Source organism: Azospirillum sp. SYSU D00513 (assembly GCF_017356015.1).
In the GTDB taxonomy this organism is placed as follows: domain Bacteria; phylum Pseudomonadota; class Alphaproteobacteria; order Azospirillales; family Azospirillaceae; genus Azospirillum.
The window spans coordinates 1-21,338 of sequence record NZ_JAFIQV010000034.1 but is presented as its reverse complement, the minus strand read 5'-3'; the positions used below and the strand labels follow the sequence as shown (position 1 = coordinate 21,338).

Annotated in this window: 11 protein-coding genes and 2 pseudogenes; 8 read left to right on the top strand and 5 right to left on the bottom strand. The window is 66.4% G+C overall.

Annotation, left to right across the window (positions count from 1 at the left end; genetic code table 11):
* The first annotated feature begins 150 nt into the window (after window positions 1–150).
* Window positions 151–9,105, top strand: coding sequence for an ELWxxDGT repeat protein (locus JUB11_RS22655; RefSeq protein WP_207461055.1), 8,955 nt, complete (start codon window positions 151–153; stop codon window positions 9,103–9,105).
* 302 nt (window positions 9,106–9,407) lie between these two features.
* Here the strand turns inward: JUB11_RS22655 and JUB11_RS22650 are convergent, their stop codons facing one another.
* Complete coding sequence (locus tag JUB11_RS22650) at window positions 9,408–10,628, bottom strand: glycosyltransferase family 9 protein (RefSeq protein WP_207461054.1); 1,221 nt, start codon at window positions 10,626–10,628, stop codon at window positions 9,408–9,410.
* A 316-nt stretch (window positions 10,629–10,944) separates the two neighbouring features.
* Here JUB11_RS22650 and JUB11_RS33255 point away from each other — a divergent pair, with 316 nt between their 5' ends.
* Together JUB11_RS33255 and JUB11_RS32910 are read left to right on the top strand one after the other, a co-directional pair.
* Window positions 10,945–11,070 (top strand): hypothetical protein, encoded by a 126-nt coding sequence (locus JUB11_RS33255; RefSeq protein WP_282189140.1) that lies wholly within the window; start codon window positions 10,945–10,947, stop codon window positions 11,068–11,070.
* A gap of 111 nt (window positions 11,071–11,181) precedes the next feature.
* Window positions 11,182–11,475: pseudogene (locus JUB11_RS32910) on the top strand (integrase core domain-containing protein); the annotation flags it as partial.
* Between the two features lie 135 nt (window positions 11,476–11,610).
* Here JUB11_RS32910 and JUB11_RS22640 read toward each other — a convergent pair.
* The 4 genes from JUB11_RS22640 to JUB11_RS22625 form a co-directional block, all read right to left on the bottom strand.
* A complete protein-coding gene (locus tag JUB11_RS22640) occupies window positions 11,611–12,786 on the bottom strand; it encodes a matrixin family metalloprotease (RefSeq protein ID WP_207461053.1) in 1,176 nt (391 codons plus the stop codon).
* 439 nt (window positions 12,787–13,225) lie between these two features.
* Entirely contained in the window at window positions 13,226–15,013 is a 1,788-nt protein-coding gene (locus JUB11_RS22635) for a PQQ-dependent sugar dehydrogenase (protein WP_207461052.1), read from the bottom strand.
* A 212-nt stretch (window positions 15,014–15,225) separates the two neighbouring features.
* Window positions 15,226–16,173 (bottom strand): class I SAM-dependent methyltransferase, encoded by a 948-nt coding sequence (locus tag JUB11_RS22630; RefSeq protein WP_207461051.1) that lies wholly within the window; start codon window positions 16,171–16,173, stop codon window positions 15,226–15,228.
* Window positions 16,174–16,406: 233 nt separating this feature from the next.
* The gene (locus JUB11_RS22625; RefSeq protein WP_207461050.1) at window positions 16,407–17,894 is read right to left on the bottom strand and encodes a M10 family metallopeptidase C-terminal domain-containing protein; all 1,488 of its coding nucleotides are present in this window, start codon (window positions 17,892–17,894) and stop codon (window positions 16,407–16,409) included.
* A gap of 213 nt (window positions 17,895–18,107) precedes the next feature.
* On the opposite strand from JUB11_RS22625, the gene JUB11_RS22620 reads away from it, so the two are divergent.
* The 5 genes and pseudogenes from JUB11_RS22620 to JUB11_RS22600 form a co-directional block, all read left to right on the top strand.
* Window positions 18,108–19,013: a hypothetical protein gene (locus JUB11_RS22620; RefSeq protein WP_207461049.1), complete on the top strand. Its 906-nt coding sequence runs from the start codon at window positions 18,108–18,110 to the stop codon at window positions 19,011–19,013.
* Between the two features lie 80 nt (window positions 19,014–19,093).
* A complete protein-coding gene (locus tag JUB11_RS22615) occupies window positions 19,094–19,726 on the top strand; it encodes a D-sedoheptulose 7-phosphate isomerase (protein WP_348771492.1) in 633 nt (210 codons plus the stop codon).
* Between the two features lie 95 nt (window positions 19,727–19,821).
* Window positions 19,822–20,373, top strand: a complete 552-nt coding sequence (gene rfbC, locus JUB11_RS22610; RefSeq protein WP_207461047.1) for a dTDP-4-dehydrorhamnose 3,5-epimerase — start codon at window positions 19,822–19,824, stop codon at window positions 20,371–20,373.
* A gap of 117 nt (window positions 20,374–20,490) precedes the next feature.
* Window positions 20,491–20,730 (top strand): hypothetical protein, encoded by a 240-nt coding sequence (locus JUB11_RS22605; RefSeq protein WP_207461045.1) that lies wholly within the window; start codon window positions 20,491–20,493, stop codon window positions 20,728–20,730.
* 364 nt (window positions 20,731–21,094) lie between these two features.
* Window positions 21,095–21,338, top strand: a pseudogene (locus JUB11_RS22600) (hypothetical protein); the annotation flags it as partial.

Here is a 21,338-nt window from a genome sequence, read left to right as displayed (position 1 = left end):
CTATTCCTCGGATATTGACGATCCGAGCCGCTCCCAAATTGACCGCAGTACCCACGATGGGGTAGTACGTTCGGCATGCCCGCACCTCGGAGCCGTTGAGCTTACCGGGATGCGCTACGGCAGCCAGCGACTCCAGCCCTCGGATCCAAGATGCCTGTCACCGCCGTCATCCCGAACCTTCCCGCTCCGAAGCGCATGGCCCTGGCCTCCGGGCCGGCGGAATGGGCGATCATCGATGCGGGAGTGGCGGACGGCGCGGATCTCGCCGCCTGCCTGCCGGCCCATGTGGGGGCGAGTCTGCTGCCGGCCGGAGCGGACGCGCTGGCGCGGGCGGCGCTGTTGGCGCAGGGCTGGCATGGTGCGCGGGCCATCCATCTGTTCGCCCACGGCGCGCCGGGCCGGTTGCTGCTGTCGGGCGGCGCGCTGACCCTGGAGGGCGTGGTGGCGCGGCGGGAGGAGCTTGCGGCGATCGGGCGCGCGCTGGCGCCGGACGGCGTGCTCCTGGTCTATGGCTGCCGGGTGGGAGCGGGGGTGGAAGGCCGTACCTTCGTGGAAGCGCTGGCCGCCGCCACGGGGGTAGAGGTGCGGGCGTCAGCCGCGCCGGTGGGTGCGGCCGGGCTGGGCGGCGGCTGGCGGCTGGATGTAGGCGGGGCGCCGCTGGACCGCGCCCTGGCGCTGCCCGCCTATGGCGGCCTGCTGCCCGAGCTGAACCACATCCTCTTCCAGGCCAATGACGGCCGGAACGGCATCGAGCTCTGGATCACCGACGGCACGGCCGCCGGCACTTCGATGCTGCGCGACATCAACCCCGGTGTGGCCAGTTCCAATCCGTCCGGGTTGGCAAGGCTCGGCAGCCTGGTGGTGTTCGCCGCCACCTCGGCGTCCTACGGCGTCGAGCCCTGGGTGACGGACGGCACGCCCGAAGGCACCTCGCTGCTCCGCGACATCATCAGCGGCACGGGTTTCAGCAATCCGGGTAACTTCACGACCTTCGACAACCGGGTGATGTTCCGGGCCACCGACGGGATCCATGGCGGCGAGCTATGGGTGACCGACGGCACCTCCGCCGGCACCTCCATGCTGCGGGACATCAACGCCGGCACCAGCAGTTCCGGTGCGAACAACTTCACGGTGCTCGGCGACCGGATGCTGTTCAACGCCGTCGCTTCCGGTACGGGCGTGGAGCTGTGGATCACCGACGGCACGTCCGACGGCACCTCCCTGCTGCGCGACATCAACGCCGGTGCGAATTCCTCCAACCCCCTCAATCATACCGTCCTGGGCAGCCGGGTGCTGTTCACCGCCAACAACGGCACCAACGGCACCGAGCTGTGGATCACCGACGGCACCTCCACCGGCACCTCCATGGTGCGCGACATCCTGAGCGGCGCCGCCAATGCCAGCCCCGCCAACCTGACCCGCCTGGGCAGCCGGGTGCTGTTCACCGCCAACAACGGCACCAACGGCGCCGAGCTGTGGATCACCGACGGCACGTCGGAGGGCACCTCGCTGGTGCGCGACATCAATGCCGGCACCGGCAACGCCAACATTTCGAGCGTGACCGTCCTGGGCAGCCGGGCGCTGTTCAGCGCCAACAACGGCAGCAACGGCACGGAGCTGTGGATCACGGACGGCACGTTCGAGGGCACCTCGATGATCCGCGAGATCAATATCGGCTCCGGCGGCTCGGCGCCGCAGAACCTCGTGACCCAAGGCAGCCGGGTGTTCTTCCAGGCCAATGATGGCATCAACGGCGCCGAGCTGTGGCTGACGGACGGCACGTCCGAGGGCACGTCGCTGGTCAGTGACATCCGCAGCGGCGTCTCCAGCTCCAGCCCCTCGAACCTGATGGCTCTGGGCAGCCGGGTTCTGTTTATCGCCAATGATGGCATCAAAGGTAGCGAGGTGTGGGTGTCGGACGGCACCTCCGCCGGAACCTCCCTGCTGCAGGACCTGAATCCCACGACGAAAAGCAGCAATCCAATCAGCCTCTTCGGCTTCGACGGCCGTGTGCTGTTCCAGGCCAACGACGGCAGGATCGGCACGGAACTCTGGGTGACGGACGGGACGGGCGAAGGCACGTCACTCCTGGCGGAGATAAATGTCGGCACCGGCGACGCCAACCCCGGAAATTTCGTCAGGCTCGGCAACCGGGTTCTGTTCCAGGCCAACAACGGCACCAATGGCGCGGAGCTGTGGGTAACCGACGGCACGGCTACCGGCACCTCGATGGTCCACGACATCCTGACCGGCGCGGGAGGGTCGTCCCCGGGCGAGCTTACCCTGTTCGGCAGCCGGGTCCTGTTCGTGGGCAACAACGGCACCAACGGCCGCGAGCTCTGGGTGACGGACGGCACTTCCGCCGGCACCTCGATGGTCCGCGACATCAACACCACCGGCGACACCAATCCCAACGGCATCACCCTGCTGGGCGACCGGGCGGTGTTCGCCGCCGCAGCCACTTCCGGCAATTCCGAGCTCTGGGTAACGGACGGCACCTCCGCCGGCACCTCGATGGTGCGCGACATCAATCCCGGGACGACCGCCTCGATCCCGAGCGGCTTCGTCGCTTTGGAGAACCGGGCGGTATTCGCCGCCTTTACCGACACCAACGGACGCGAGCTGTGGGTGACGGACGGCACCTCCGCCGGCACCACGATGATCCGCGATATCAATGTCGGGACGGCCGGCTCCAATCCGAACAACCTTATCAAGCTGGGCAACAAGGTCCTGTTCAGCGCGACCAACGGCTCCGCCGCCGGGGACGAGCTCTGGATCACCGACGGCACCTCCGCCGGCACCTCGATGCTGCGGGACATCAATGTCGGTTCGTCGTCAAGCAGCCCGACCGGCTTCACCCTGTTCGGCAGCCGGGCGCTGTTCGTGGCCGACAACGGCACCGATGGCCGCGAGCTGTGGGTGACGGACGGCACCTCCGCCGGCACCTCGATGATCCGCGACATCGGCAGCGGCTTCGGATCGAGCTTCCCCGGCGGTTTCACCGTCGTCGGCAGCAAGGTGTTCTTCCAGGCCCATGACGGCACCCATGGCATAGAACTGTGGGTGACGGACGGCACCTCGGCCGGCACGTCCATGGTCCGCGACATCAATGTCGGCACGCTGGATTCCAGTCCGGGCGGCTTCACCGTGGTCGGCAGCCGGGTCATGTTCCAGGCGAACGACGGCGCCAACGGCGGCGAACTCTGGATCAGCGACGGCACGTCCGAGGGAACGTCCCTGGTCAAGGACGTCAACACGACCACGAACGACGCCACCCCGTTCCTGCTGCTGCCGATCCATCTCGTCACCAACGCCGGCACGGTCAGCCTCTCCGCCGACCAGAGCACGATTTCGGAGAACGGCACCGCCGTCACCGTGACGGCGGCGCTGAGCGCGCCGGCCGGGGCCGACACGGTCGTGACCCTGGCGCCGACCGGCACGGCGACGGGCGGCGGCATTGACTACACGCTGTCCTCCACCACCATCACCATTCTCGCCGGGCAGACCACCGGCACCGCCACCGTCACCCTCAACAACGACGCGCTGAACGAGGCGAACGAGACCGTCATCCTGGACATCGCAAATGTCATGGGCGGCGGCGGCGCGACGGAAAGCGGCACCCAGCAGCAGACCATCACCATCGTCGACGACGACGCAACCCCGACCCTGTCCATCGGCAACCAGAACCAAGCCGAAGGCAACAGCGGCTCGGCAAACATGACTTTCACGGTCACGCTGAGCGCCGCGTCCGGCCAGACGGTGACGGTCGACTATGCCACGTCCAACAACTCGGCGACGGCGGGCAGCGACTACACCGCCACGAACGGCACGCTGACCTTCGCGGCCGGCGAGACGACGAAGACCATCGACGTTCCGATCCTGGGCGACACGGCGGCCGAGACGAACGAGACCTTCACGATCACGCTCAGCGGCGCGACCAACGCCGGCATCACCACGGCGACCGCCACCGGCACGATCAACAACGATGACAACACACCGCCGACGGTGGACCTGAACGGCACCACGGGCACGAACGCGACCGCCTCCTTCAGCGAAGGGACGCATCAGGGCACGGGTGACGGCAACGGCGTTGAGATCGTTCCCAGCGCCCTTCTGTCGGACAGCGACGGCACGGTCGACACCGTCACGGTGGCGCTTGCGGGGCAGGGCGACACGGGCGAACGGCTGTTCGTGGCCTCAACCTTCAGCCCGGCGTCGGGGGTGAGCTTCGACGTCACGACGGGAAACACGATCACTATTACGCGCGCCGGCGGCGCGACGACCGCCGACATGCAGGTGGCGTTGCGGGCCATCCGCTACCAGAACAACTCCGACACGCCCACCACAGCCGCCCGCACCGTCACCATCACGGCTAGGGACAGCGGCACCAGCCAATCCAGCGAAACGGTGACGATATCCGTCGCAGCCAGCAACGACGCGCCCACCGCGCTGCGGCTCGACGGCGCGGTCACGGACACGGTCAACCAATCCGGCGGCGTCAACGCCACCGTCGGCACCCTGTCCGTTTCCGACCCGGACGGCGGCGGCCCGACCTACACCCTGGTTGCGGGGGCCGGCGACACCAACAACGGCCTGTTCAACATCAGCGGCAGCAGCCTGCGGGCGAACAACGCCGGTGCTCTGTCGGCCGGCAGCTACAGCGTCCTGGTCCAGGCTGACGACGGCGCCGGCGGCACGGTCACGCAGGCGCTGACCATCACGGTGGCGGACGACGTCGCCCCAACGCTGAACCGGGCGGGCTCCACGCCCGCGGACGACGCCACCAGTGTCGGAGTAGCCGATAACCTCGCTCTGAAGTTCAGCGAGAACGTAGCGGCCGGTGCCAACGGCACCACGATCGAACTGCGTACCGTGGCGGGCGCGGTGGTGGAAACCTTCACCAGCAACGGCACGGCCTTCACGGGCAGCGCCGGTGGCACGGCCACGATCAGCGGCGACACGCTGACGCTGAACCCGAATGCGAACCTGCTGGCCGGCACCGCCTACAGCGTGCGGTTCGCTGCGGGCGCCCTGGTGGACGGAGCGAACCGCACGCTGGCCGCGATCACCGACGACACGACCTACAACGTCACCGTGGCGTCCCCGACGGTGACGCTTAGCGTCGGCAACGCGACGCCTGCGGAGAATGGCGCCGCCGTGACGGTGACGGCGACGCTGAGCGCGCCGGCCGGGGCCGACACGGTCGTGACCCTGGCGCCGACCGGCACGGCGACGGGCGGCGGCATTGACTACACGCTGTCCTCCACCACCATCACCATTCTCGCCGGGCAGACCACCGGCACCGCCACCGTCACCCTCAACAACGACGCGCTGAACGAGGCGAACGAGACCATCATCCTGGACATCGCAAATGTCACGGGCGGCGGCGGCGCGACGGAAAGCGGCACCCAGCAGCAGACCATCACCATCGTCGACGACGACCCGTTACCGACGGTGAACCTGTCGGTCACGCCGGGGAGCGTCGCGGAGAATGGGGGCACGGCCACCATCACCGCGACGCTGAGCGCGGCGTCCTCCAAGACGGTGACGATCCCGATCACCGTCACCGGAACGGCTATGGGCAGCGGCACCGACTACAACATCTCCGACACCAGCATCACCATCGCCGCCGGCCAGACCACCGGCAGCGTGACCGTGACGGGTGTCAACGACGCGTTGATCGAGGGCAATGAAACCATCATCGCAACGCTCGGCACGCTGACCAACGCGACGGCGGGTTCGACCAACTCGGTCACCCTTACGATGACGGACGACGACGTGCCGTCGGTCAGCGTCACCGCGATCACCTCGACTCCGACCAAGGCGAACGGCGTCGAGTTCTTGGCGACCTTCAGTCACGCGCCGGACGATGCCGCAACCGTCGATGCGGCCGACTTCAGCGTCGTGGCGGGTGCCGGCGTGACCGCCGACACGACGGTGACCGTTTCCGACAACGGGGATGGAGACGCCAGGACCTTCAAATTGACCGTGACCAACGTCGCCGGCAACGGCACGCTGGGCGTGAACTTCGTCGATGACGACAGCGTCAAGGTCAGCACGGTCGGCATCGGCGGGAACGGTGCCGGCAACGGCAATACGACCGGCTCGACGGTGACCATCGACCAGACCGCGCCGGCCGTCACGGCGACGCTGACGACGCCGACAAACGACACGACACCGAACCTGAACGTGTCGGTGACGGATGCCGGCTCGGGCGTCGCGGACGGGACGGCGGTAGCCGTGGACGTGGATCTCAACAATGACGGCGACTTCGCCGACGCCGGCGAGGCCAACCACAGCAGCGGCACCATCACCGCCGGCGCCGCAATCATCGCCCTCAACACGCTGGCCAATGGAAGCTTCAAGGTACAGGCGCGCGTCGCCGACGCGGCGGGCAACACGGGCACGAGCAGCACGCAGAGCTTCATGGTCGACACTGCCGCTCCGACGGTGACGGTGATGGTCGCCACTCTCACGAACGACCGGACGCCGGACCTCACGGTTTCGGTGATCGAGACCGGCTCGGGTGTTGCGGACGGGACGGCAGTGGCCGTGGACGTGGATCTCAACAATGACGGCGACTTCGCCGACGCCGGCGAGGCCAGCCACAGCAGCGGCACCATTACCGCCGGCGCCGCGACCATCGCCCTCAACACGCTGATCGACGGAAGCTTCAAGGTTCAGGCGCGCGTCGCCGACGCGGCGGGCAACATGGGCACGAGCACCGTCCAGAACTTCATGGTGGACGGCACCGCGCCGGTAGTGACGGCCACTATTTCCGCCACGACCGCGGACACGACGCCGGACCTCACGGTTTCGGTGATCGAGACCGGCTCGGGCGTCGCGGACGGGACGGCCGTGGCGGTGGACGTGGACCTCAACAACGACGGCGACTTCGCCGACGCCGGCGAGACCGGCTACAGCAGCGGCACCATCACCGCCGGCGCCGCCACCATCGCCCTCAACACGCTGGCCAACGGAAGCTTTAAGGTACAGGCGCGCGTCGCTGACGCGGCGGGCAACATGGGCACGAGCAGCACGCAAAGCTTCCTGGTTGACAATACCCCCCCGGCGGTGGCGGCGACCATTTCCGCCCGGACGAACGACCCAACATCGAACCTGAATGTGTCGGTGACGGATGCCGGCTCGGGTGTCGCGGACGGGACGGCGGTGGCCGTGGACGTGGATCTCAACAACGACGGCGACTTCGCCGACGCCGGCGAGGCGAACCACAGCAGCGGCACCATCACCGCCGGCGCCGCCACCATCGCTCTCAACACGCTCGGCGAAGGCACCTACAAGGTCCAGGCGCGGGTCGCGGATGCTTTGAATAACGCCGGCACGAGCGCCACCCAGACCTTCGTGGTGGACACCACCAAGCCGACGGCAACCCTCAATCCGGCGGATGGCGCGACCGGGGTGGCCATTGGCGCGAACCTGGTCCTGACGTTCGACGCGGCGGTGCAGAAGGGGACGGGTAACATCCTCGTCCGGAAGGTCAGCGACGACACGGTCATCGAGACGATCAATGTGACCTCCAGCGCCGTGACCGTCAGCGGCAGTACCGTGACGATCAACCCTGTCGCCGACCTGGCTTATTCGACCGAGTATTACGTGACCCTGGCGGGCGGAGCGATCCTCGACTTGGCCGGCAATGCCCATGATGGCCTGACCAAGACCGGCAGCGTGTACGACTACAACTTCACGACCGTCTCGCCTCCCCCCCCGCCCCCCCCGCCGCCCGCTCCGACACAGACCTCCACGGTCGACGGCGTTCAGGTCGGCACGGGCATGGTGACGAACAACGACGGCACGACTTCCACCACGGTCACCATTCCCGTGGTCACCAACACGCGTCAGGAGCTGGTCGGCAACAACGCGGTGGCCGACATTCCGCTGGTCACGACCAGCACGGGCGGCAACCTGCTGACCGCCCAGGTGCCGACGGGCTTCGGCCTGTCGGTGCAGGGCTCGGCGGCACCGAAGGCGGCCGGTACCTCGCTAACCGACCTGATCCGCGAGATCAAGGCCCACACCACGGCGGGGTCGGATGACCAGAACAAGCTGACGGGCGGCGGCTCCGGCTTCCTCCAGGGACTGCCGGCCGACGCGCCGCTGCTGGTGCAGACGATCGTGCCCAGCGTCGCGTTCAACGCGGCGGCCCCGAACGAGCCGCTGGTGATCACCGGCACGTCGGCGGCCGCGGGCAACCCGCTGACCGCGCTGGTCATCGACACGCGCGGCCTGCCGTCTGGCACGGTGATCCAGCTGCAGAACGTGGAGTTCGCGGCGGTGATCGGCGCCGTGCGGGTAACCGGCGGCGAGGGCTCGCAGAATGTCTGGGGCGACGGCAACGCGCAGTACATTGTGCTGGGCGCTGACGACGACACCCTGCACGGCGGCGGCGGCGACGACTTCGTCGGCTCGCTGACCGGCAACGACTGGCTGTACGGTGACGAGGGCAACGACACGGTCCAGGGCGGTGCCGACAACGACGGCCTGTTCGGCAACACCGGCAACGACACGCTGTTTGGCAACACCGGCAACGACACGCTGTTCGGCGGCCAGGATATGGACCTGCTCCATGGCGGGCAGGACAACGACGTGCTGACGGGCGACCTCGGCGCGGACACCTTGCTCGGCGAGTTCGGCAACGACCGGCTGTACGGCGGCGTGTCCGACCGCGTCATAAACGACGTGAGCAACGACCTGCTGTTCGGCAACACCGGCAACGACACCTTGTACGGCAACGCCGGCGCCGACACGCTGCACGGCGGCCAGGACATGGACCTGCTGCACGGCGGCAAGGACGACGACGTGCTGTTCGGCGACTGGGGCAACGACACGCTGGTGGGCGAGATCGGGAACGACCGGCTGACCGGCGGCGCAGGCGCGGACCTGTTCGTCTTCCGGGTCGGCGACGGCAACGACACGGTGACGGACTTCAACTTCGCCGATGGAGATCGTCTGGTGGCCGGCGAACGCAGCTGGACGGCTGCAAACAGCGCAGCCGGTGCGGTGTTGACCTTCAACACCGGTGATACGCTCACCCTGACCGGCATCACCGCCAATCAGGTGACCGCAAGCTGGTTCTTGGTGGCGTAACCCGCATCCACTCGGCACCTTCGGGAAAAGGGCCGCTCTTCGGGGCGGCCCTATCTCTTTTCACCGCCTCGTTCCGAGGCCTGCTCACTCCTCCTTCACCTTTCTCTGCCCCCTCCTCAGGGAGGTTTAGAAGCGTGCTCTCCGGGCTGTTTCGCCTCTGTTTCAGTAGGGTCTGGACCCACTTGCCGGACCTGTTCCGTAGCCCAGAACCGACCCAAATGGGACACAGGATTCCGCCAATCCGACGGTCGGCTGAGACATCCTGCCAGGGTATACCTCATAAAAACGGTGCGTCCACCGGATCACGCCCTCACGTCAGCCCCTGACCACCGCGGGCAACGGCGGGCGACGGCAGCGAGTTCTACCGCGACCCTCTCCAGCACGCTGTCCCAATCCCCTGGCGCGCGCTGGCGGAACACACGCAGGCTCGGATACCAGGGGCTGTCCTCGCGCTCGAGCAGCCAGCGCCAGCACCCGTCGAAGCGCGACAGCAGCCACACCGGCTTGCCCAGCGCCCCGGCGAGGTGCACGACCGACGTATCCACCGTGACCACGAGGTCCAGGTTGGCGATCAGCGCCGCGGTGTCAGCAAAGTCCGTCACGCCCGCCATAGGGTCGAGTAGCGCCAGCCCGGCGGGTGGTTGGCCTGCATCGCCTTTTTGCACGCTGACGAAGCGAAGCCCGCCGATTCCCGCCAGCACCCCCAGCCGCTCCGGCGGCAGGCTGCGCTGGCGATCGGTGAGGTGATGCAGGCGCGGGTTCCCGGCCCATACCAAGCCTACCTTCAGCGGCCCGTCATCGGGCAGCCGCGCCCGCCATGCCGCGATGGCTTCCGGGGACGGTCTCAGGTACGGCGTGACGGACGGAACGCTATCCAGTGTGGTTCCGAACACCCAGGGCAGGCTCATGGCCGCGACGTGCCAGTCGTGCGGCAGGGCGTCCAGGTTGAGCGACACGCCCGCGGTGGGCGGGGCCAGCACGCGCTCCACACCGGGCAGGGCGGCGAACAGCCGGTGCAGCGCCGCCGGGCAGACCAGCGTCACGCGGGCGCCCGCCGCGCCCAACAGCGGCACATAGCGCACGAACTGGAGCGCGTCGCCGAAGCCCTGCTCGGTGAATACCACGATCCGCTGCCCGGCCAGCGCCACGCCAGGGCGAAGGCGGCGTCCGGCGTGGCGCAGCAGGCTGTCGCGGCTGACCATGCCGGACCACGACGACAGCACGAAGCGCCCCTCGAAGAGATCCCAGCCGTCCTGGAACCGGCCGTGCAGCAGCAGCGCCATGGCGAGGTTGACGGCCGCGGCTGGGGTCGGACAGGCGACGAAGGCACGGGTGTGATGGCGCAGCCCGATCAGCCAGTCGCCCATGGTGTCCAACACGCAAGCCAAGCCGGTCAGCGCTCTGGCATCCTGGGGATTGATGCTGGCGGCGCGGCGCAACGCGGCCAACGCTTGAGCCTGTTCACCACGGTCGTGCCGCGCGATTCCTACGCGGCACAGCGCCTCCACAGATGGAACCGTCATGATCCCTCGAACGCTACGACCGCGTCAGGATAGCGAAGCACCGCCGATGACGGCGACCCTTTTTACGGTGCCCGCCTGCCGGTGTCCGTAAAGGCGATTGCGACCGTTGCGACTGCGGCGGCGGTTCTCCAGGTCCGGTGCCGCATCGTGCATTTCGCTGATATTCGGCCAAAAGTCTGATTATTTCCAAAAAATCATATTGCTTCCGATACAAGCGAACGCCGTGACGGATTGGTCTTGCATGCTTTTCAGCGTAGGAGGAGTGAACCGCGCCGGCTTTGCCGGAGGCTCTATTTTCTGAAGAAGTGGGGTCATCATGACGAAGCAAGCATCACCCAAATACGCCCCTGAAGTCCGCGAGCGCGCGGTTCGGATGGTGTTCGAGCATGAAGGCGAGCACGCCCCGCAATGGGCGGCGATCAGCTCGATCGCGGAAGATTGACTGCACAGCGGAGACGTTGCGGGGTTGGGTCCGCCAGGCCGAACGCGACCAGGACAAACGGCCGGGCCCAACGACGGATGAGCAGGAGCGGATCAAAGCGCTGGAGCGCGTGTCGCTATCAAGTACACCGAGCGTCTTACGGAGGCCGGGGTCGAGCCCTCCGTGAGCAGCGTCGGTGATAGCTACGACAATGCCTTGGCCGAGACAATCAACGGCCTCTACAAGACCGAGCTGATCCGGCGCCGCGGGCCATGACGCATCCTGGAAGCCGTCGAGTTCGCCATCCTGGAATGGGTGGATTGGTTCCACCACCGGCGTCTCCTCAAACCCATCGGCAACATTCCTCCCGCCGAGGCCGAAGCGCGCTACTATGCTCAAACCAAGGACGTCGCCAGGGCGGCGTGACTCAACACAAACTGCCTCCGGCAAACCCGGTGCGGTTCACCTTATCACCGCTGGGTGCAGGCGGCTTCTGCCCTCAACCCGATTTGTGCGCAGAAGCCCTGCCGTCTCGACTCCAGAGGCTGGTGGACATCAAGGTCAGGCGACGGTGAACCAAGTTTGATTCACCTGCCCCGCAGCGACGCCGGCCAGAGTGACGCTGTCGCCGGAGCCGAAGTCCACAACCGCTCCCGCCGCCCCATCAACCACGCTCCAGACCCGCCCGTCGGTGGCCAGCCGGTCACCGTCGGCGAAGGCGAAATCCGCCACGAGATCGACCCCACCGCCCGCGCGGAACACGAAGAGGTCGGCGCCGGCACCGCCGTTCAGCCAATCGTTGCCGAGATCCCCGGAAAGCCAGTCGCCGCCGGCGCCGCCATGCAGCGTGTCTTCGTTGCGGCCGCCGTAGAGCGTGTCGGAACCGTCGCCACCGTCTAACCGGTCGTTGCCGAGGTCGCCCATCAGGCGGTCGGAAGCGTTGTCGCCGTTCAGCACGTCGCCGTCGCGTCCGCCGAACAGCGTATCGGCGTCATCGCCGCCATACAGGAGGTCGTTACCCTGGTTTCCGAAGACCAGATCCGCGCCGGAGGCTCCCGAAAGCGTGTCGTTCCCCCCATCGCCAAGGATGGTGTCGTTCCCCGCCTGGCCCATTATGCCATCGGCGATGCCGGTGCCGCTCAGGTGGGTGCCCGCTTGCACCGGGGAGGGCTGCGGGGGCGCCGCTGTGCCGCCGTCCGCGAGCGCGGACGCGCCGGAGTCTCCCCCTGTTGCTCCATAGAGATACACGCCGCCCGCGATGTCCTCGGCCTGCAGGTCGAGACGGGAGGAATTGTAGGCGGGGGCCATCAGGGCGCTCAGGGAACTGCTGTGAGCCAAGCCGATGGCGTGGCCGATTTCATGCAGAGCCACCGTGTAGAAGGAGTATGTCCCGCCCGGCGCGCTTCCGGAGCCGGCATAGCTCCAGCTTTCCGCGCTGTCGAAACGGACGAAGGTGCTGACGAAGGCGCCGTTGTTGTAGAAATAGCTGCACTGGCCGAGCACGTTGTTCTGGCCGTCCATCGCATCCATGCCGAAGCGGAGGCCGACGGAGGCCGAATCCGCGCCGGCCTCCACGAAATCGATCCGGCACACCTCTTCCCAACGGGCCAGGGCCGCTCGGACGGCGCCTTGCTGATCGGCGTCGAGCGGAGCGTCGAAGGCGCCACCCGGCTGGCCGTTTTGGTTGCTTTGCGCAAAGCTCCAGGTGACCTGCGCAGTGTTTCCCAGATCCGCCATGCCGCCCCAGCGCCAGCCATAGGTGATGTAGCCGGGGCTTCCGGAACCCGTGGTTATGCCCGCCTTGAATGGATCCGAACCGGCGCCGGTCCGGACGAAGCTGGGCTGAGTGGAGCCGGGCGTCCCGGCACAGAAGGCACACACGCAAGAGGAGAATTGCATCGTCTAGAAACTCGACCTGATGGCGCCCTCCTGAGGGAGCTATCCAGAAGTTCTGACGCCCATTGTCTTAACGCATCCTCTCCGCCAACAACGTTATCACTGAATTCTCACGAGAAAATCAGTGGTAGCTTGATCTTGGGCGCAATTCTTCGGCCGGCGAGGACATGGCTCCGGAACGGCGGTTGGACTGCGGCCGAAAATGGAAAAGGCCGCTCCGTTTCCGAAGCGGCCCTGAAGGGAAAAGCAAAAGGAGATCAGGTCGGCGGCGGAGCCCCCGTCAGGCGGCGAACCAGGCTTGGTTCACCTGCCCTGCGGCGATGCCGGCCAGGGTGACGGTGTCGCCGGAGCCGAAGTCCAGGACGGCCCCCGCCGCTCCATCGGCCACGCTCCAGGCCCGTCCGCCAATGGCCAACCGGTCGCCGTCGGCAAAGGCGAAGTCCGCCACGAGATCAGCGCCGCCGCCTGAGCGGAAGACGAAGAGATCGGCCCCGGCGCCGCCGGACAGCGTGTCATTGCCCAGATCACCGCTCAGCCAGTCGTTGCCGAGATCCCCGGACAGCCAGTCATCGCCTGCGCCGCCATAGAGCGTGTCCTCGTTGCGACCGCCGTAGAGCGTGTCGGCTCCGGCGTTGCCGACCAGCAGGTCGTTGCCGAGGTCGCCCATCATGCGGTCGGAGCCATTGTCGCCGTTCAGCAGGTCGTCGCCCTGGCCACCATAGAGCGTGTCGTCGTCGGCGCCGCCGAACAGCGTGTCGCGGTCGGCGTTGCCGTACAGCAGGTCCCGGCCCGCGTTGCCCGCCAGGAGGTCGGCGCCCCCAGCGCCATAGAGCGTGTCACCGCCGCCCAGCCCCATGAGGTTGTCCGCCCCGGCGGCGCCGGTCAGGATGTTGGCATCCGCATTGGCGCCGGGAGCGCCGGTGTAGCGCACCGAATAGATGGTGCCGCCGATGTCGTCGCCGACCAGCAGGGAGCCGTTTCCGGCGACCGCCACCGTGGTCGGCCGCCCGAAGACCGACACGGGCGCCCGCTCGCTCAGCACGAAGCCAGTCATGAAGGCCTCGTACCCGTTCACCGGAACCCCATTCTCTATGTTCACACGGGCCACCATGAAGCCGCGGGTCTCAGAGGCGTTCCAGGAGCCGCGCATGGCGACGAACATGTCGTCCCGGTACTCGGCCGGAAACTGGTTGCCGCTGTAGAAGGTCAGGCCGATGGGCGTCGAATGGGCCTCGAACAGCACGTCGGGAATAATGGTCTGGGCAACCAGGTCGGGACGCGCCGTGATGCCGGGCTGCGCGTTGGGTCCGATGTAGGCGTAGGGCCAGCCATAGAAGCCGCCGGACTGCACGCGGGTGACGTAATCCGGAACCAGATTGTCGCCCATGCCGTCGCGCTCCACCACCGTGGCGTAGAGCGCGCCGGTGCGCGGGTCGAACTCTAGCCCGGCGGGGTTGCGCAGCCCACTCGCCAGGACGCGCCCGTTGCCTCCGTTGCTGTCGAACTGCAGCACCGTGGCGCGCGGCGCCGACTCCTCCGCGATGTTGCTCTCGGATCCGATGCCGACATAGAGGGATGTTCCGTCCGGGCTCAGCGCGAGCGAACGCGATGTGTGCCCGGCGGTGCCGCCAAGGGCGCCTGTCGGCGTCAGGGCTACCGGCGCGCCCGATGCCGCAGTGTCGCCCGGCGTGTAGGGCACGCGCCATACGGCGTTCACGTCGGCGACATAGAGCCCCCCGGCACCGACCGCCATGCCGTGCGGCACCGAGAAGCCGCTGGCGAGCGTCGAGACGGAGTCGGCCCGCCCATCGCCGTCGCCGTCGCGCAGGACGAGGACGTCGCCATTGTTCGGCCGCGACAGCAGCACGTCGCCGTTGGGCGCGACCTCAATCCAGCGCGCGCGGCCCAGCCCCTCGGCGAAGACCGTGACCTCAAAGCCGGCGGGCACCTGCGGAAGTACCCCCGCCGGCCGGCCCGTTCCGGCTGATTGGTTGCTGGTCCAGACGCCCGACTGGGGTGCCGGCAGGCTGTAAGGATCGACGCTGAAGCGATCACCGGGCCTGTCCATATCCCTCCCCCATTCTTGCCGGTTCCAACGGCCCCCAATATGGGGGTAGGCGATGGCAGGAACGGCAGGAGCAGACGGACAAGCGGCGGAAGGCTAGGCGCCTTCTCCTTCGATGCACCCCCACAGCTCTCTGCACTTGGGGAGGTTCGGCAGGCCGGGCTCCCACCCGGCCTGCCGAACCTATGAAGCCATGCGGAAGGCCCTGCGACGGCTCAGACCTTGCGCAGCCATAGGCTGCCGCCGCAGTTCTTAGAAAAATCGGGCATCAGTGCCGCCATCTCGGCCCCGTGGCGGAGCTGCATGAAGTGGTTGAAAAAAACGATTTCATAGTCCCGATTGCCCGCCAGGAAGGCGCGCATGAGGTAAAGCTCGTTCCAGGACCGGTTTTCCTCGAAGAACCAGGATTCCGGATATTCGAACGGGTAAAACATATCGTGGAAATGTATATAAACGCCGGATTTCAGGCGCGGCAGGATCGTGAAGAACTCGAAATTGACGTCGCTGCCCGCTTTTGCGACGTGAGTGGAGTCGATGAACAGAATGTCGCCGGCGGAAAGCCGGTCGATAACGGACAGGTCCAAGTCCTGGACGGGGGTCGCGATCACCGGATAGCGCTCACGGTCACCTGGCTTCATCAGGCTATGGAGCAGGTCCGGATAAGGCTCGACGAAGGTAACCTCGGTCGAGCCGTCGAGGAAAAGGTCGTTCACGTCGAGCGTGACGCAGGATGAATGACCCGAACCGATTTCGACGATCCGTTTCGGGCGCAACTCCATCAGCAGACAGGCCAGGATGATCGCGTCGCCATAGCTGAAGGCGCCGTTGACATACTGGTAACGCAATCCATCCCGCCTTTCATCGGCGAAGGGCAGCCGATCGTAATGGGGCTTCATCCTGGCGAGAAGGGCGCGCTGTTCGGCCTCGCGCATATCGACGTCGACCGGCGCCTGATTCCGGTCGAACACGGCCTTGCGCCGTTTGGCCAATTCCACTGTGTCGACGATCGGGGAGTAGAAATGCCCCGGCGGAACCCAGGTGGTCGGCGCGGGAGGCGGGATTCCCTCCAAAACCACTCTTACGTTCTGGACAGCATCCTTCAGCGCGACCAACTCTGCCCCTTGCTCTTTTTGAGCCAGGACAAGTTCCTGCTGAGCTTCCATCAGCCCTCGCTGGGCCGTTATTACCTGGTAAATTGAATGAAGCTCTGTGCGGGCGCGACGAAATTTTTTCAATATGTCAAGGAACATTATAGCTCGCCAGGAAGGATTTGGTCTGAATCTGTTCTATCCTAGTAAAGTAGGTTTGGACAGCGAGAATTGCTGAGGAACGGTCGCGCCATTCCATGCACCGGAATGGTTCGAAGGGCGTCGCATGGCAGCGGCGGATTACGGGCTCAGGCGGCGAACCAGGCCTGGTTCACCTGCCGCGCGGCGATGCCGGCCAGGGTGACGGTGTCGCCGAGGCCGAAGTTCACGACTGCCCCTGCCGCTCCGTCGGCCACCGTCCAGGTCCGTCCGCCAGCCGCCAGCCGGTCGCCGTCGGCGAAGGAGAAGTCTGCCACGAGGTCTGCGTTGCCGCCTGAGCGGAAGACGAAAAGATCGGCCCCGCCACCGCCGGCCAGCGTGTCGGCGCCGAGGTCGCCGCTCAGCCAGTCGTTGCCGAGATCCCCGGACAGCCAATCATCGCCTGCGCCGCCGTAGAGCGTGTCCTCGTTGCGGCCGCCGTAGAGCGTGTCGGCTCCGGCGTTGCCGACCAGCAGGTCATTGCCGAGGTCGCCCATCATGCGGTCGGACCCGTTGTCGCCGCTCAGCGCGTCGTCGCCCTGGCCACCATAGAGCGTGTCGTCGTCGGCGCCGCCGAACAGCGTGTCGCGATCGGCGTTGCCGTACAGCAGGTCCTGGCCGGCGTTGCCCGCCAGGAGATCGCCGCCTCCGGCGCCATGCAGCGTGTCTCCGCCCATGCCTCCGGTGATGCGGTTGGCTACCGTGTTCCCCATGACGAAATCCGCATGGGCGCTGCCAGTGGCGTTCTCGATGATCACCCCGAACGCGATGGACAGATTGCCCGAGGCCAGGGCGTTGTCGAGCGCGCCGACGGACGAGACGCCGCCGGGGGCAAGGTCGGCCCGAACCCCTAGGGTCTGGTTGGAGAAGTCGAGGCTGTCCGTCCCGCCGGTGTCCCACAGCGTGGAAAGGCCAGCAGAGGCGGGGAAGCTGTAGATGTCGTTGCCCGCGTTGGTGCCGCTATTCGCCCCATAGAGATACTGCAGCGCCGCTATGTCGTAGCGCATGAGGGTCATGGGCTGGAGGGAGGACAGGTCGGTGTAGGACATCACGGTGTTGTTCGTATTGTCCTCGGCCGCGGAAAGGAAGGGCGGCGTGCCCGCCGTTGCGCTGTCGTCGCCGGCGTTGTAGTTGCCGGGATGCTTCAGCCCCAGCGCGTGGCCAGTCTCATGCAGAAGCGTCGAGAAGCCGTAGCCGCCCGGCGCGATGGCCTGCATGCTGGGATCGTCGGCGTTGAGATAGACCTGCCCGCCATTTCCGGCCTCGGTCGAGTGAGGCAGATAGGCGTAGGCCGCCGACACGGTTCCCTGGGAGTTCGCGCCGAACCGGAGGTTCACCCCCGCCACATCGATCGTCTCGGCAAAGGTGAGGCTGGAGCCCCTGGCAAATTCGGCCAGCACGGTCCGGACCGCAGCCTTCTGGACCTCGGTCAGCTGCTGGAAGCCGTTCCGGTCTTCCGCATCGGCGTTCGACGGTGCTGACGACATGAAGCTGTAGGTCAACGCCACGGGCGTACCCACTGGACTGCCAACGTTCCACCGATAGTCCAGGCCTTGCACGAGCGCGTCGATGTAGGCCGCACCGCTGTTGACGGACATGAGCCGCTTCCGATCCAAAAATGCGAACGGCTGGTTTTTACAACAACCCACGTGAACTCCCAAGCTTTTGAGGACTTCGTCCGGAAAGACGGCTGGGTTTTTTTCCAATTCACGGATCCCGGCCCGCGGGAAAGGCGATATGGTGCGGCGGACGTCGCAAGGCCGCCGGGATTCGGAGGACGGCCTTACAGGAGCTTTCGCATGCCAAGGAGTGTGGTTGTCAGCGCGGCCGACCAGGGATATTTCCGGCTGCTCGACGGCTTGATCGCCTCGCTGGAGGATGGCGGGGTCTTTGCCCGCCACGCGGTCGCCGTGCTCGATCTCGGCCTGACCCTCGAACAGGCGACTGGCCTGGAGCGACGCGGCGTCATCCTGAAGCGGCCGGGTTGGGATCTTCCCTTTCCGAACCAGGCGGCCACGCCGGCTTGGTTCAAGGCGATGACCGCACGCCCGTTCCTGCCGGACCATTTCCCGGAATATGACACCTATCTGTGGATCGACGCCGACGCCTGGGTGCAGGACGCGTCCTGCCTGGAACGGATGAAAGAGGCCGCGGTCGGACATCGCGTGGCCTTGGCCGCCGAGGATCTCGACGTGATGGAGCCCGTGCAGCTCCCCACCGGTGGCGCCATCATCGATGCAGCGCGAATACGGGCCATGGTTGCCCACTGCTACACCGAATGCTTCGGCGAAGACGGAGCAGAACGGGCCAAGAAGCTGATCGTAAACACGGGCGTGTTCGCTCTTTCCGCCGAATCCCCCGTCTGGAAGGTGTGGCAAGCCTATCTGGCCAGGGGGCTAAGGCCGGGTGCCAAGACCTGGCTGGTGGAGCAGCAGGCGCTCAACCTCGCCATCCTCGACCGGAAGGTCTCCTTCTCCCTGCTGCCGCAGTCCTGCAACTGGAACGTCACCACCCACAGGCCGCTTCTCGATCCGTCGCGGGGGCTGCTCTGCGATCCTGGGGCTCCCTTGCATCCCATCGGAATCCTGCACCTGACCGACTCCAAGAAGCTGGAGCGTGCGGCCGTGAACACGGTATCGGGGGGTGTAATGGAGACCCCGCTGTCCTACCGCGCATTCCGGGCGGCCTTCGCCCCGGCCGATCTCGAAAGCCGGTAACGGATGGTTCCGCCCTTTGCTAGTCTGCCGGCCGCGCGCGGCCGGTTGGTCGCGTGAAAGCCAGGAAGATTGGAATAGCCGTGTCCTCTAGGAACATCCCGGATCTCGCCGCGCAGGCCCGCGCACTTTTCGAGGGCTCGATCGCCACGAAGAAGGCGGTTCTGGAGTCCGGCCAGTTGGACAGCCTCGCGGTGATGGCCCTGCGCCTCGCCGATGCGCTGTCGAAGGGTGGCCGTCTCCTGCTGTGCGGCAACGGCGGCTCCGCCGCTGACGCGCAGCATCTCGCGGCGGAACTGCTGGTCCGATTGCGCTCCTCGGTCAACCGGCAGGGCCTGCCGGCCATCGCCCTGACCATGGACAGCTCGACCCTGACGGCTTGCGGAAACGACTATGGCTACGAGGTGCTGTTCGAACGGATGGTGGAGACGCTGGGACAGCCGGGCGACGTGCTGCTGGGCATCACCACGTCGGGCCGTTCCCCCAACGTGATCCGGGCCCTCAAGGCCGCGCAGCGGCGCGGCATCCTGACGCTGGGCTTCCTGGGCGGAGATGGGGGACCGGCCTTGGCCGATTGCGAGATCGCCTTCGTCGTGCCCTCCGCGGACACCGCCCGCATCCAGGAGTCGCACATTACCGCCGGCCATGCGCTGATGGAAATGGTCGAGGACCTGCTGCTGACGTCGGGCTACTTGTCGCTCGCGCCGCGCTCGTAAGCGCGGATGGACCGGAAACTGCATCACAGCATCTCTGCGCTCATCACCGGCTTTCCTGCCGCATTCCAAGCCATTTCGATAGGAAGAACCTGATCATGGACGTCGTTGCCCTTGCCATTCCCGAGGTGAAGATCATCCACCCCAAGAAGTTCGGTGACAGCCGGGGCTTCTTCTCGGAAACCTACAACAAGAAGGCATTCGAAGCCGCGGGGCTGCTGTACGACTTCGTGCAGGACAACCAATCCCTTTCCGCCGAGGTGGGAACGGTGCGCGGGCTGCATTTCCAGCTTCCACCCTTTGCCCAGGACAAGCTGGTGCGCGTGGTGAAGGGCGCCATCCTCGACGTGGCCGTCGACATCCGTAGGGGATCCCCCACCTACGGCCAGCATGTCAGCGCGGTCATCAGCGCCGAGGAGTGGAACCAGATCCTGGTCCCGATCGGCTTCGCCCATGGCTTCTGCACGCTCGAACCTGACACCGAGGTCATCTACAAAGTGACCAACTTCTATTCGGCCGAGCACGATCGGGGCCTGCTGTGGAATGACCCCGAACTGGGTATCGAGTGGCCCGTTTCCGCCGAAAAGGCTTTGCTCTCCGACAAGGACCGCAAGCAGCCCAGCCTGTCCGAGCTGAAGGACGGTTTCTGAAGCTCGCCCGTCCCCAAAGGGTCCCCGAGGATCTTTCCGGCGCGCTCATGGGCCGCGCTCCCTGTTGCTATCCGGACCGGAGACCAAACGAGAGTGGTCATGGGGTATGGAGACGAGATGGAGCGCCGAACCCTGGCGCAGCTCAGGGAGATGCTGGATCGCGAGGCGCTGCTGGGCAGAGCCTCGCCCGACGAATTGAGTGGCCGCCGTTACGAGCTGGCGATCCGCTCGAATGACCTGAATGGCGATGAATGCCGTTTTCCGTCCTGCAGTTGCCCTTATCCCGATTGCTCGGAAGCCCCGCTACGCTCGGGCGGCTTGGCCTGGTTCAGGAGCTGGAAGGGTGGGTCCGTCTAGCCGCGACATGTCCGCGGCGGTCGAACCCGAAGCCCTAAAGCGTGGGGAAAATGACCCGCCGCCGGGAAGCGGCAGGGAGACGGCGGGCCAGTCGGGACATCCACGGCCAAGGTGAGAGCCACAGACAAGCCTGATCCTGGCCGTAACGGCGGCTGGACTGGCGTGACAAGGATGGGCCCTGCGCCGCCGGGGCCGGAAGGCGATATCCGGTCTGAGCCGGATCGGCGCGGAGGAGGACCCAAGCAGGACGGGGCCCTCCGTGCGGCACGGCCAAGTGCGAAGAGGAGCGATGCCGGCCATTGGAATCCAGCAGCAGAGCAGCCTTATCGCACATCGGGAGCAGACATAGCGGACAGTTCCGCTGGTGACGCTGACAGTTCCGATTGCTGAATTTCAGCAACCCCAAAGGGTGCAGTCATGCGTTTGTGCTACGCTGCATTGTGGGTTTTGCGATTCTGGTATCGCGTATACCAGATTATGTTCTCTCCAAAGAACGACGGACACACGCTGGAGAGACATCATGGCCTATCTCACTTCTTCGCATCTCGACACGGACGGCACCTCCTCGGGCATCCTCAAGGCGATCAGCGAGTTCGTCAGCGCCTGGG

Coding starts and splice junctions, on each gene's coding strand:
- JUB11_RS22655 (WP_207461055.1), top strand. CDS start 151: ATGCCTGTCACCGCCGTCATCCCGAACCTTCCCGCTCCGAAGCGCATG.
- JUB11_RS22650 (WP_207461054.1), bottom strand. CDS start 10,628: ATGACGGTTCCATCTGTGGAGGCGCTGTGCCGCGTAGGAATCGCGCGG.
- JUB11_RS33255 (WP_282189140.1), top strand. CDS start 10,945: ATGACGAAGCAAGCATCACCCAAATACGCCCCTGAAGTCCGCGAGCGC.
- JUB11_RS22640 (WP_207461053.1), bottom strand. CDS start 12,786: ATGGCGGATCTGGGAAACACTGCGCAGGTCACCTGGAGCTTTGCGCAA.
- JUB11_RS22635 (WP_207461052.1), bottom strand. CDS start 15,013: ATGGACAGGCCCGGTGATCGCTTCAGCGTCGATCCTTACAGCCTGCCG.
- JUB11_RS22630 (WP_207461051.1), bottom strand. CDS start 16,173: ATGGAAGCTCAGCAGGAACTTGTCCTGGCTCAAAAAGAGCAAGGGGCA.
- JUB11_RS22625 (WP_207461050.1), bottom strand. CDS start 17,894: ATGTCCGTCAACAGCGGTGCGGCCTACATCGACGCGCTCGTGCAAGGC.
- rfbC (WP_207461047.1), top strand. CDS start 19,822: ATGGACGTCGTTGCCCTTGCCATTCCCGAGGTGAAGATCATCCACCCC.
- JUB11_RS22605 (WP_207461045.1), top strand. CDS start 20,491: ATGGAGCGCCGAACCCTGGCGCAGCTCAGGGAGATGCTGGATCGCGAG.